Origin of the sequence: Streptosporangium sp. NPDC049376, from assembly GCF_044466505.1 — a bacterium.
Taxonomy (GTDB): Bacteria; Actinomycetota; Actinomycetes; order Streptosporangiales; family Streptosporangiaceae; genus Streptosporangium.
In genome coordinates this window covers 411,309-423,661 of the sequence record NZ_JBITMT010000004.1, presented here as the reverse complement: position 1 = coordinate 423,661, position 12,353 = coordinate 411,309, and the positions used below count along the sequence as shown (strand labels likewise).

10 protein-coding genes are annotated in these 12,353 nt (G+C 71.6%); 4 read left to right on the top strand and 6 right to left on the bottom strand.

What is annotated here, in order from left to right; genetic code table 11:
- Positions 1-34: 34 nt before the first annotated feature.
- The 4 genes from ACIBVQ_RS14900 to ychF form a co-directional block, all read right to left on the bottom strand.
- Positions 35-2,845 (bottom strand): TcpE family conjugal transfer membrane protein, encoded by a 2,811-nt coding sequence (locus ACIBVQ_RS14900; RefSeq protein WP_399177899.1) that lies wholly within the window; start codon positions 2,843-2,845, stop codon positions 35-37.
- Positions 2,846-2,892: 47 nt separating this feature from the next.
- A complete protein-coding gene (locus ACIBVQ_RS14895; protein WP_352013769.1) occupies positions 2,893-3,183 on the bottom strand; it encodes a hypothetical protein in 291 nt (96 codons plus the stop codon).
- A gap of 134 nt (positions 3,184-3,317) precedes the next feature.
- A complete protein-coding gene (locus ACIBVQ_RS14890) occupies positions 3,318-4,145 on the bottom strand; it encodes a conjugal transfer protein (RefSeq protein WP_352013770.1) in 828 nt (275 codons plus the stop codon).
- 1,078 nt (positions 4,146-5,223) lie between these two features.
- Positions 5,224-6,312, bottom strand: a complete 1,089-nt coding sequence (gene ychF / locus ACIBVQ_RS14885; protein ID WP_399177896.1) for a redox-regulated ATPase YchF — start codon at positions 6,310-6,312, stop codon at positions 5,224-5,226.
- 98 nt (positions 6,313-6,410) lie between these two features.
- Here ychF and ACIBVQ_RS14880 point away from each other — a divergent pair, with 98 nt between their 5' ends.
- A complete protein-coding gene (locus ACIBVQ_RS14880) occupies positions 6,411-7,715 on the top strand; it encodes a DNA recombination protein RmuC (protein WP_399178038.1) in 1,305 nt (434 codons plus the stop codon).
- Positions 7,716-7,803: 88 nt separating this feature from the next.
- The gene (locus ACIBVQ_RS14875) at positions 7,804-8,511 is read left to right on the top strand and encodes a DUF6542 domain-containing protein (RefSeq protein WP_399177894.1); all 708 of its coding nucleotides are present in this window, start codon (positions 7,804-7,806) and stop codon (positions 8,509-8,511) included.
- A 46-nt stretch (positions 8,512-8,557) separates the two neighbouring features.
- Here the strand turns inward: ACIBVQ_RS14875 and ACIBVQ_RS14870 are convergent, their stop codons facing one another.
- The gene (locus tag ACIBVQ_RS14870) at positions 8,558-9,526 is read right to left on the bottom strand and encodes a 4-hydroxy-3-methylbut-2-enyl diphosphate reductase (RefSeq protein ID WP_352013773.1); all 969 of its coding nucleotides are present in this window, start codon (positions 9,524-9,526) and stop codon (positions 8,558-8,560) included.
- A gap of 108 nt (positions 9,527-9,634) precedes the next feature.
- Here ACIBVQ_RS14870 and ACIBVQ_RS14865 point away from each other — a divergent pair, with 108 nt between their 5' ends.
- Both ACIBVQ_RS14865 and xseA read left to right on the top strand, forming a co-directional pair.
- The gene (locus ACIBVQ_RS14865; protein ID WP_399177892.1) at positions 9,635-10,639 is read left to right on the top strand and encodes a hypothetical protein; all 1,005 of its coding nucleotides are present in this window, start codon (positions 9,635-9,637) and stop codon (positions 10,637-10,639) included.
- 28 nt (positions 10,640-10,667) lie between these two features.
- Positions 10,668-11,876: an exodeoxyribonuclease VII large subunit gene (gene xseA, locus ACIBVQ_RS14860; protein ID WP_362914162.1), complete on the top strand. Its 1,209-nt coding sequence runs from the start codon at positions 10,668-10,670 to the stop codon at positions 11,874-11,876.
- Here xseA and ACIBVQ_RS14855 read toward each other — a convergent pair.
- Positions 11,854-12,324: a GNAT family N-acetyltransferase gene (locus ACIBVQ_RS14855; RefSeq protein WP_399177890.1), complete on the bottom strand. Its 471-nt coding sequence runs from the start codon at positions 12,322-12,324 to the stop codon at positions 11,854-11,856. The genes xseA and ACIBVQ_RS14855 overlap by 23 nt on opposite strands.
- Positions 12,325-12,353: the final 29 nt, after the last annotated feature.

Sequence of the window (12,353 nt, the reverse complement as noted above, 5' to 3'; positions counted from 1 at the left end):
CTGAGCACCTCGCTGTCTCCTCGCGCCCGGGGGATCACTGGGCCACTTCCTCCTCGCTCGGTCGAACCGCCTGCGCCGTCCCGAAGCCCGCGACCACGACCCCGGCCAGCGCGAGGTAGGCCCGGCGGCCGGGGGCACGCAGGTGGGACGGCTCGACACGCTCCGACCTTCCCGGAGCCAGCTCGTCCTCCCAGGGCACCCGCACGATCGCCCTGCACCGCCCTCTGGCGACGGCCTCGGCCTGCTCGACGTCGCCCATGCTGCGGCGGCTCACTCCGTTGACCACCATGATCGCGCGCTTGCGCAGGTCCGCGCAGCCGTGTCCGTCAAGCCACTCGTAGGTCATGGCGACCGCGTCGGGGCCGTCCTCGCTGGCCGGGACGACCAGGACCAGCTGGTCGGCGTAGGGCAGCACCCTCGCCGCCAGCGCGGCGGCCGGGTCGACCACGACCAGCTTGTAGTGCCGGTCCAGGAGGTCCATGGTCCTGCCGAGCCGCCGGTCGGAGAAGAGCGTCCGGTCGGAGAGCCGCTGCTCGGCGCCCGAGTCGGCGTCGCCCGCCAGGACTTCGAGGCCGGAGGCGCACCTGCTGGTGTAGGCCCGCATGCCGAGGTAGCCGTTGACGCCGTCCAGGCCCGCGAGCAGGGAGGTCAGTGTCTCCGGCGACTCGGCCTGGATCCGGCCGGACAGGGCGTTCGCCCCGGTGTTGGCGTCCACCGCGAGCACCCGGTCCTCACGGTGCCTGGCCAGGGTGTGACCCAGCATGAGCGCGGTCGTCGTCTGGCCCGCGCCGCCGGTGCACCCGAGCACGACCACCCTGCGGCTGCCGGTGAACATGGCCTTGGCCCGCGCCTCGTCGATCTCCGACCCGTCGGTACGGCCCGCGCCCGGTCCGATCACGACCTGCGCGAGACGCCGCCAGCCGCCGGCCGAGTCTCTGCCGACGACCGACTCGACCCGGCGGACCTTGGGCTCGGCCTGCCCCGGCCTCGACACCGGGACCGGGGGCACGACCGGTGCCGGACCCGCCGTCGGCCCGCTGGGGACCGCCCTGATCGAGACGCCCTGCGGGGGCCCCTGCCGCTGGGCGGGGCGCTGGGTGGGGCGCTGAGCCGGTCTCTGCACCGGGTGTTCCCCGGTGGCCTGCTGGTCCTGGCTCCGCCGTACCTGGGGGATCTGCTCGGCGCGCGGCGCTCTGGCGACCAGCCGGTCCTGCCCTCTGCCCGCCTGGGCGGCCCGCTGCTCCTCGGCGAGGCGGCGTCGCTCGGCGAACTGCTCCGCGGGGACGGGCTGCCCCCTGCGGTGCTGGGCGCGAACCCCCTCGTCGGCTCCGGCGGGGGCACCCACGGGCGGGACGTTCCTGTACGGCGCCGCCTCCGGCCGCTTCACGGGCTCCTGGTCCGGGAGGCCGACGGGCGCCTCGGGAGCCGGGGCTTCGGTCGCCGGGGTGCCGGGTGCCGCGATCTCGGGGGCCGAGGTGCCAGGGGCCTCGGTCTTGGGCGCCTCGGTCGTGGGGGCCGGGGTGCCGGGTGCCGCGGCCTGGACCGGGGCCTGCGCGGCGGGCTTCTCGGGGGCCTTCGGCACCTCGGGCGCCGGGGCGGTCACGGCCTCGACGGGGGTGGCCCGCTCGGACGGACCGGGAAGCACGGCCTGCCGTTCCGGCCTGTCGTCGCGCGTGACGGTCGTGGGTTGTTCGGTCGCGGGCGGGCCGGCGCGGAAGGCGGCGGCGCGCTCGGCCTCGGTGGCGGCGGCGAGCCTGCGCAGCCGGCGCAGCGCCTCCGGACCGATCGGGGCCTCCTGGGCCACCGGGGCGGACTCCTCGGGAGCGGACTCCTCGGAGGCGGGGTGCACCGGTACGGAGTCCGCGGGCGTGGACGCCGCGACCGCCGACGCCGTGGGGGCCACGGGCTCGGAGGCCGCCGGTTCCGAGACCGTTTCCGAGACCGTGGGGACGGCCTGGGGAGCGGGGGCCGGAGCCTGGGAGAGCGCGATCTCGGGGCTCCGCGCAGTGGAGCTCTGGGCCGTGGGGCCCTGCGCGGCGGGGGTCCGGGGCGCCGCGGCCTGGGGCGTGGCCGTCTCGGCGCGGGATGCCGGAGCCGGGGTTCGCGCGTTCTCGGACGCCGTGGAGGGCTGAGCCTGAACCACAGGCTCGACCCGCGCCACCGGTACGGCGGGCGCCGCCTCGGCCTCCCGGACCGGGGCCTGCTCGGGAAGGGCGCGTGCGGACGGGGCGAAGACCCGCTCGACCGGGCTCGGCGTCTCGGTCCCGAGGGCCGGGGCCGTACCCCTGCGTGGGACAGCAGGCGTGCCCTTGACCGGGCGTTCGCGGACGGCGGGAGCGGTGGTCGCCGCCGCCGCGGCGGCCACGGCGGGACGGACCTCACGGGCCGGGGCCGAGGGGGCGATCTCCGGGGCCGTGGCGCCCTTCGCCTTGCGCCCGGCCTTGCCCTTCACACGGTCCTTCACCCGCGCGCGACTGGGATCTGCCCGCCACACCCGGCCGGTCAGCGCGATCTCGCCGGGCTCGGAGGTCGGCGCCATCCGGCACCAGGAGCGTGGCTCCCCCATGTAGCGGACCTGTGACTGCAGCAGTTCGGTGAGCCGCTTGCTCTCGATCACCGGTCTGGTCGAGAGCCAGGTCACCACCCCGGGCGGCACGAGGTAGACCACGTGCCAGGGGGCGTCGAAGGGCAGACCGAGAAGCGCGAGCAGCAACGACCAGGGGGCCGCCACACCCACGAAGACACCGATCCAGACGATCGGCAGCGGCGTCGGCAGCCGTAGGTCGTACAGCTTGTAGAGCCGCTTTTCGATCCGCCAGATATTGGTATACGTGGGTAGATCCACACGCTCCTCCTCTCCGCCACTCGTTCTTTGACCGCAAACACGCGGTCTCAACCCGCCGAGATGCCCAGTGCTCCCGCAATCGCCTTGGCGGTCACCTCGATGATGTTGGGCACGTAGAAGATCACTCCGATGGCTATCGCGAGAATGATGAACTGGACGAACCTGGTGATCTCACGCGTGAAGAGGAAGAAGAGCGCCACCACGGAGACGATGACGAGGAAGAGCGGCGCGAAGAAGCTCCTGAGGAAGGTGGCCAGCCCCTGGGTGTTCACACCCTGTGGAGGGGACGTCGGCTGGGCGAGATCGACCGCGTGCAGCAGGATCGTCTTCAGGATCATTTCTCGTCCTCCGTGCTCATGATCACGGCCCGGGGGATAACGGGCCCGCGACGCGCATATGGGAACCCGCTCACTGCCGACTCACCGATCAGGGGGGGTTTGTTCACTGTGGACCGGCACCATTCGATCATGTGTTACCCCACAGACCGTTTCGCGCCTCGGATGTCCTTGACGAACCACTTGTCGCCCTGCTTCACCACGGTGAGCCGGTAGGCCTGCTCCAACTTCCCGCTCGCCTCGCCGGGATCGACGTTGGTGGTCGAGTCGAGGGACGTGGTGGTCCGCGCGGGCACCCCCCACACGACCGTCGCGGTCACCTCCCGGGTGGCCCCGCTCCCCGCGGGAACGACGAGGTCCTTGAGGCTCACGAAGGTGAAGGCGCCGCCGAAGCCCTCCAGGGTCACCCCGGCGGCGGCATAACGCTGCAACGACACGTTGTTGCCCGCGGCGTACGCCTTGAAGAAGTCGGCCAGGGGTGTGCGCAGCTCGGTCTCCGCGGCCGCGTCCCTGTCTCCCGCCGGGATCGCGGGCAGGTTCGCCGAGGAGGGCGCGGGCAGGACGGCCGGGCGGCCGGAGACCACGAACCTCCCGGTCTCCGTGTCGTAGAACACCGGCACGGACAGCAGCTGACGGCGGTCGTCCGACTGGAAGGCCAGCGTCACGACGGCGTTCTGCCTGTCGATGATCTCCGAACCGTACGGCTGCACCGCCCCGGCGGCCATCCGGCCCAGGCCGTCCCAGCCGAACTGCGGCTCGGCGCCGTCGGGGAGATAGGGGGCCAGCCGCGACGCCCTTTCCTGGAGGCGGACGGCGTCGAAATTCAGATAGACCGCCGCGAACTGGCTGGCGAAAGAGGTCGCCCTGCTGACGGGGAATTCGGCGTCGGGGGAAATCTGCGGGGTTCCACTGGTCGTGTTCTGCTGGGTGAAGCGTTCAAAAGGTGCACGGACCCCGTTCACCACGATGACCACTATTAGCGCCCAAAGTATGGCGCGACCTGCCCATACGAGCCAACGACCACCGCCACCGGACCAACGACCCCTGGACGGCGCACCACGTCCCCGCGCCGGAGCACGGTCGAACTCGGGGTCGTGCGGCGCCCCCGGGTATGCCGACAGCTCAGGGTCGTCGGTGATCCGAGGATCACGGACGGTTGACCTTCGAGCCATCTTGCCTCCGCTCGCGCCAAACCCCCGGCTGACGCGGTCTCGTATTACTCCCGACCCCGTAAACCATGGTCAAGCACTTACTCTAACCGCCTTGACGATTGTTCCAGGAAAGCCACGCCTATGCTGCAGGCATCACGGTTACCGAGCAAACCGGGTCTGGAACCCGGCTGACGGCCCATCCGGGGACAACAAGACGAAGAAAGCACATTCCACCTGGCCAGCCCCTACGTCGATTACTCAAACGCCACGCATTGCTATCCAAACGGTCCCCACACTGTCCCGACCTGCCCTTTCCTCCCGAACCGGTCACTCACCGTAACCGCTCACGCAGGCCCGCTCCCCTCGCACGGGAGGCGCACGGGGAGGGACGCCGCGAGGGACGTCACGAAGGGCGCCGGGAGGGACAGAGCCGCCATGCGGGCCGGAACCAACACGTCAGAGGCGCTCGCGTCCATGATCACGAAGGCCGGGTCGGGAGCCGCCGCGCCGTTGGTCGCTGAAACGGCCGGGGAACGGGTACGGCGAGCGGAAAGTCTCGTCCCGCCCGCCGTACCTCTGATCAGCACGCCTGTGGCGCTCCCCGACCTGGGACCAGGGCACGCGTTTCCGCGACCCGGCAGGCCCGTGGCGGCGCGGTTCCGACGGGGACGCCGACGGCCCGCCACGCCGATACTTCCGCAAGGACGCATATCCGGCGGGTCCGCACCGTCAAGGACCTGAACCGAGCCCGACGGCCGCCCCACGCGAGACGCTCGGCGGGGAAGCCCCTGCCGAGCGTCTCGCCAAGCCTCCGGCGACAGCCGGTTGATCGGCCTGTGTTACGACGGCCCCTGGAATCGGGCCTTCGGGCGTCGCGGATCCACGGGGGCCGTCAGACGTTGAACCTGAACTCGACGACGTCGCCGTCGCGCATCACGTAGTCCTTGCCCTCGATGCGGGCCTTGCCCGCCTGACGGGCGGCGGCGATGGAGCCCGCCTCGACCAGCTCGTCGAAGGAGACGATCTCGGCCTTGATGAAGCCACGCTGGAAGTCGGTGTGGATGACCCCGGCGGCCTCGGGGGCGGTCGCGCCCTTGCGGATCGTCCAGGCCCTGGTCTCCTTGGGACCGGCGGTCAGGTAGGTCTGCAGGCCGAGCGTCTCGAAGCCGACGCGGGCGAGCTGGGCCAGGCCCGACTCCTGCTGGCCCACGGACTGCAGCAGCTCAAGGGCCTCCTCCTCGGACAGCTCGACCAGCTCGGACTCGATCTTGGCGTCGAGGAAGACCGCCTCGGCGGGGGCGACGAGCGCGGACAGACGGGCCCTGAGGCCGTCGTCGGTCAGCTCGTCGGCGTCGAGGTTGAAGGCGTACAGGAACGGCTTGGCGGTCAGCAGGTGCAGCTCACGCAGGTTGGCGAGGTCGATGCCCGCGCCCTTGGCCCCGGCGTACAGGGTGGTGCCGCCGTCGAGGAGCTTGACGGCCGCCTCGACCGCGTCGAGGGCCGACTTGCGGTCCTTGTTGGTCCTGGCCTCCTTCTGGAGGCGGGGCAGCGCCTTCTCCAGAGTCTGCAGGTCGGCGAGGATCAGCTCGGTGTTGATCGTCTCGATGTCGCGGCCCGGCTCGACGGCGCCGTCCACGTGGGTCACGTCGGGGTCGGCGAAGACACGGATGACCTGGCAGATGGCGTCGGTCTCCCGGATGTTGGCGAGGAACTGGTTGCCCCGCCCCTGCCCCTCGGAGGCGCCCTTGACCAGTCCGGCGATGTCCACGAACTCGACCTTCGCCGGGAGGATCTTCGCGGAGCCGAAGATCTCGGCCAGTTTCTCCAGACGGGGGTCGGGAACACCGACGATGCCCACGTTGGGTTCGATGGTGGCGAAGGGGTAGTTCGCCGCCAGGGCGTTAGCGGTCTTCGTCAGCGCGTTGAAAAGCGTTGACTTGCCGACGTTGGGCAATCCGACGATGCCGATGCTCAGGCTCACGTCAGCCGAGTTTACGGCGAATCACCCGGTGCTGACCGCCGCTGCGGGCCGGAGGCACCCGGAACCGGCGGTGCTGACATCATTCCGTGGTGGATGTCATGGCGCTCGCCTTCCAACTCGCCGTAGGACTCGCCGCCGGGCTCGCCATCGGGTTCCTGCTCGGCAGATCCCGTGCCTCCACGGGTGCGGACGACGCCGTGGCGCGCATGGCGGACGCCGAGGCGAGGGCGAAGGCCGCCGAGGAGAAGCTCGCCTACGTCGAAGGGCAGCTCACCGACAGGTTCCAGGCGCTGTCGGCCAAGGCGCTCGACGTCAACAACCTGCGTTTCCTCGAACTGGCCGAGGCCAGGCTCGCGGCGGGCCGGGCGGAGGCCGCGGGCGAGCTCGAACAGCGCAAGCAGGCCGTCGAACACCTGATCGAGCCGCTGAAGGACACCCTGGCGCGGGTCGAGACGCAGCTGCGCGACACCCAGGCCGGTCAGCGGGCCGCCCACGCCGAGCTGGCCAAGCACATCGACGTGGTCAGGGAGAGCAACGAGCAGTTGCGGCTGCAGACGACGGCGCTGGTGCGGGCGTTGCAGCGACCCGAGGCCAGGGGCAGGTGGGGCGAGCTGCAGCTGCGCAGGGTCGCCGAGATCGCCGGGATGCAACGGTTCTGCGACTTCGACGAGCAGGCGAGCGTGACCACCGCCGACGGCGCCCTCAGGCCCGACATGGTCGTACGGCTCGCGGGTGGCAAGAACATCGTGGTCGACTCCAAGGTCTCCCTGGCCGCCTACCTGGAGGCGGCGGAGTCGGCCGACCCCGAGCGCCAGTCGGTCAGGCTGGACGCCCACGCCCGGCATGTGCGCGAGCATGTGGACCGGCTGGCGGGCAAGGCCTACTGGCAGGCGTTCAGCCCGGCGCCCGAGTTCATGGTGCTGTTCATCCCCGGTGAGGCCTTCCTGGCGCCCGCGCTCGAACGTGATCCGGGGCTGCTCGAATACGCCATGCGGCGGCGGGTCCACATCGCGACGCCGACCACGTTGATCACGATGCTCCGTACCGCGCACTACGCCTGGCAGCAGGAGGCGCTCAGCGAGAACGCGCGGGCCGTCTTCGAGCTGGGCAAGGAGCTCTACGAACGGCTCGGCACCCTCGGGCAGCACATGGAGACGCTGGGCCGTTCCCTTGGCAGGGCGGTCGAGGCGTACAACAAGACCGTCGGTTCCCTGGAGAGCCGGGTCCTGGTGAGCGCGCGCAAACTGAACGATCTGGGCCTCGTGGACGGCGAGCTGGACGGCCCCGGCAGCGTCGAGAACCTGCCGCGGGCGTTGACCTCGCCCGAACTGCTGGCAGAAGAGGAGTCAAGCCCGTCTCCCATCTCCCGCCTGAACGGTAAGTTGGCGGGCGACCTGCCCTAGAGATGCTGTTCCCCGCGAAGCGCAGGCGGCCGGAGACCGCAGGCGGACAGGGGGGTCGACGCGGGCCGAGGTCGAGGGGGGCACAGTGGTGAACGAGCGAGGCGACGGGCAGCCGCTTGATGAGGCCGCCCGTGTGGGCGGAGCCGACCGGCCGGGCGGGACCGGCCAGTCGAACGGGGCGGGCCGTACGGGTGGGGCCGCAGGCCGTACGGGCGGGACGGGGCGTAAGGACGAACGCGGGCGGCCGGGCGGCGGTGTCCGGCTGACCGCGAGGGGCGCGATCGCGCTGGTGCTGGTCTCGACGCTGGCGGGCAGGGTGCTCCAGGCGGTGGTCGGGCCGTCGGCGCTGCTCGGCCTGACGTTCGTGGCCGGCTGCGCGGGCGCGGTCGTGCTGGTGAACCGGCGGGACCTGCTCTCGCTGGTGGTCAGTCCACCACTGGTCTTCTTCGTCGCGGCGCTGGTCACCGAGGGCGTGAGCGCGCTGGGGGCCAAGGTGCCGGTCCAGGCGTTCGGGCTCGGCATGTTCGCGCTGTTGTCGGCCAGTGCCCCGTGGTTGTTCGCGGGGTCGCTGCTGGTCCTGCTCGTCGCCTGGCGGCGCGGCCTGGCCACGTGCGTGCGCGAGCTGCGTGAGGAGCTGCGGGCGGCGGGACCGGCCCCCGCACGGCAGAAGGCGACCGGCGCGGCCTTCGCCCCGGAGCCCGAGGGCTACTTCGAACCCAAGGTGTACGGCACGCCGCGCGAGGAGCAGCCCACCGAGGAGCGGCCCGCCCAGGAGCAGGCGGCGGACGGCCGATAGGGCGCGGGTGCCGTACGACACCCGCGCGGCCCGGTGGCGGGGCGGATCAGACGGTCGCGCGCAGGTCCTTGCGCAGCTCGTGCGGCAGGGCGAAGCGGACGCTCTCCTCGACCGACTCGACCTCCTCGACGTGGTCGAAGCCGTGCCCGGCGAGGCGGGCCAGGACCCCGGCGACCAGCTCGTCGGGGACGGAGGCGCCGCTGGTCACGCCGACCGTCGTGACGCCGTCGAGCCACTCGTCCCTGATGAAGGAGGAGTCGTCGACCAGGTGGGCGGCGTCGGCCCCGTGGTCGAGGGCGACCTCGACCAGACGCTTGGAGTTCGAGGAGTTCTCCGAGCCGACGACGATGACGAGCTGGGCCTGGGCGGCGATCTCCTTGACCGCGACCTGGCGGTTCTGGGTGGCGTAGCAGATGTCGTCGCTGGGCGGGTCGATGAGGTTGGGGAAGCGCGCCTTGAGCCGGGAGACCGTCTCGGTGGTCTCGTCGACCGACAGCGTGGTCTGTGACAGCCACACCAGCCGCTCGGGGTCGCGCACCTTGACCGTTTCGACCGAGTCGAGGCCGTCGACGAGCTGGATGTGCTCGGGTGCCTCGCCCGCGGTGCCCTCGACCTCCTCGTGGCCTTCGTGGCCGATGAGGAGGATGTCGTAGTCCTGGGAGGCGAAGCGCCTGGCCTCGTTGTGCACCTTGGTCACCAGCGGGCAGGTGGCGTCGATGGTCTTCAGGCGGCGCTGCGCGGCCTCCTCGTGGACGGCTGGGGAGACCCCGTGCGCGGAGAAGACGACGATGGCGCCCTCGGGCACCTCCTCGGTCTCCTCGACGAAGATCGCGCCGCGCTGTTCGAGCGTCCGGACCACATGGGTGTTGTGGACGATCTGCTTGCGGACGTAGATCGGCGCGCCGTACCGCTCCAGGGCCTTCTCCACAGCCTGGACCGCGCGGTCCACTCCGGCACAGTAACCACGAGGCTTGGCCACTAGGACGCGCCGGATCGTGGGGGTCTCTGACGTCATGTTCTTATGCTACGTGGAGCGCCCACTCGTCCTGTGGCCACATGAGGCATCGTCTTGCCCGACACTTGCCATACGGAACGACCCAAACAGATCCATCAGGGAGACGACATGTCAGTCCCCGACATCATTCGCAATGTCACCAGAAACGTGCGCGAGGCGCTTTCCAGCCGTGAGGAGTTCAAGGAGAAGACCAAGGATCTGCCGCTCTACGTGCTGCAGAGCACGCTGAGCGGGGTCGGCCAGGCCCTGCAGTTCGGCGGCCGCGTGAAGGACAGGATCAGGCGCCTCGCCGGGCAGGACGTGGAGGAGGAGACCGAAACCACCGAGACCGCCGAGCAGGCCGCCGACGACAAGCCCGCCCGCAGGGAGCCGGTGATCTTCGCCCCGCGTCCCGACAGGACGGCCGCCAAGGAGACCGCCGAGCCCGTCGAGCCGAAGGCCGAGGCGAACGGCGCCAGGACGCGCCCCGAACCCGTCATCTTCGCCCCCGCGAAGCCCGCCACCGAGCCCGCCACCGAGCCCACCGCGAAGTCCACCACCGAGACCCCGGAGAAGGCCGCCCCACAGGCCGAGACTCCCGGGGCCGTCGCTGAGCCCGCCGCGAAGCCCGTCGGTGAGGTCGCCGAGGAAACCTCCGCCGCCCCGGCTGACGCCCCCACCGACGCCGCCGTGAGCGCCCCCGCCGACGTCCCCGCCAAGCCTTCGGCCGAGATCCCCGCCGAAGCCCCCGCTGAGGCTTCCACGGACGCCCCTGCGGAGGCCCCTGCCGAGCCCCTCGCTGAGACCACCACCGGGACCCCGGAGAAGGCCGCCCCGCAGGCTGAGACCACCGAGGCCCCCGAAGCCGCCAAGACCCCCAAGGCCGCTGAGACCGTTGAGACCGTTGAGCCTTCAGAGGCCTCAGGGACGAAGGCAGCCGAGGAGGAGAGCGCGCTCGTGGAGCCGATGCCGGGGTACGCCACCCTGACGATCGCCTCTCTGCGCGCCCGGATGCGCGGCAAGTCCGCCGAGCAGATCGGTGAGCTGCTCGCCTACGAGCGGGCCACCTCTGCCAGGCCCGAGGTCGTGCGCATGTACGAGAACCGCCTGGCCAAGCTCCAGGCCGCCGAATGACGGCCCGGGCCGCGTAGGCTCTGCGGACATGACCTCGAAGACCACCCCCGAACAGCCGCTTCCCGTCCGCACGGTGTTGCAGATGGTCGGCGGCTGGATCGGCAAACTCGGCACCGTGTGGGTCGAGGGGCAGATCACCGAGCTGACCGCCCGGGGTGGCACGGTCTTCCTGACGCTGCGCGACCCGGTGGCCAACGTCTCGGCCCGTGTCACCTGCCCGCGCGGCGTGTACGAGGCGACCGTCCCCCGCCCGGTGGACGGCGCCCGGGTCGTCATGCACCTGAAGCCGGACTTCTGGGTCAACAAGGGTTCCTTCGCCTTCACGGCCCTGGAGATGCGCCCCGTGGGGGTCGGCGAGCTGCTGGCCAGGCTCGAACGCCTGCGCCAGCTGCTCGCCTCCGAGGGGTTGTTCAAGGTGGACCGCAAGCGGCGGCTGCCGTTCCTGCCCGGCGTCGTGGGGCTGATCTGCGGCCGTGACTCGGCCGCGGAGCGCGACGTGCTGGAGAACGCGCGGCGCCGCTGGCCCGCGGTGCGGTTCAAGGTGGAGACGGTCGCCGTGCAGGGGCCGTACGCCGTGACCGAGGTCACCGAGGCGCTGCGCGGGCTCGACGCGGACGACGAGGTCGAGGTCATCGTCATCGCGCGGGGCGGCGGCTCCCTTGAGGACCTGCTGCCCTTCTCCGACGAGTCGCTGGTCAGGGCCGTGGCGGCCTGCCGTACGCCGGTGGTCAGCGCCATCGGCCACGAGCAGGACAACCCGTTGCTCGACATGGTCGCCGACGTGCGGGCCTCGACCCCCACGGACGCGGCCAAGAAGGTCGTGCCCGACGTCGGTGAGCAGCTCACGCTGGTACGCCAGCTACGTGACCGGGGGCGCAGGGTCGCGGGCGGGTGGCTCGACCGCGAGCTGACCTGGCTGGCGGCCGTACGGTCCCGGCCCGCGCTGGCCGACCCGGTCCGGGAGATCGAGCGCAGGGCCGAGCAGGCCGAGCAGCTCAGGGACCGTGCCCGGCGCTCCCTGGGCGCCTCCCTCGACCGGGCGGAGGACGCCCTGGGGCATCTGCGGGCCCGGTTGGTCGCGCTGTCGCCCGCGGCGACGCTGGAGCGCGGCTACGCGATCGTGCAGCGCCCCGGCGGCGAGGTCGTACGGCGGGCGGCCGACGTCGCCCCCGGCGCCGAGCTGACGATCAGGTTCCCCGACGACCGGGTCACCGTCAGACGGGACTCCGCCACGTGAGCGAGGGGTAGCCGTCGGCGGTGAAGCCCATCTCCCGGTAGAGCGGCGCCCCGTCGGAGGTGGCGTGCAGGTCGATCCTGCGGATGTCCCTGGCGCGGTACCACGCCATGAGGGCGGCCAGCACGGCCCTGCCGTATCCCTGCCTGCGGTGGGCGGGGTCGGTCGTCATGCCCTGGATGTAGCCGTAGCGCCCGTCGGGCAGGCCGGGGCCGGGGAAGCGGTCGAAGATGAGACCGACCCCGCAGGAGGCGAGTCCGCCCTCGGGGGCGTCGACCACGTAGACGGCGGTGTCGGTGCTGCCGATCCGCTCGCTGAGGCTGTCGGCGTAGGACTCACGCCAGCCTCCGTCGATCGGGAAACTGCCGTCCATCGCCATGCGGTCGGCCAGGATCTGGCGGAGCCGTACCAGTTCGGGGATGTCCTCGGATGTCGCGGGGCGAACACTCACCGGCCCAGTCTCCCAGGCGGAAGATCGTC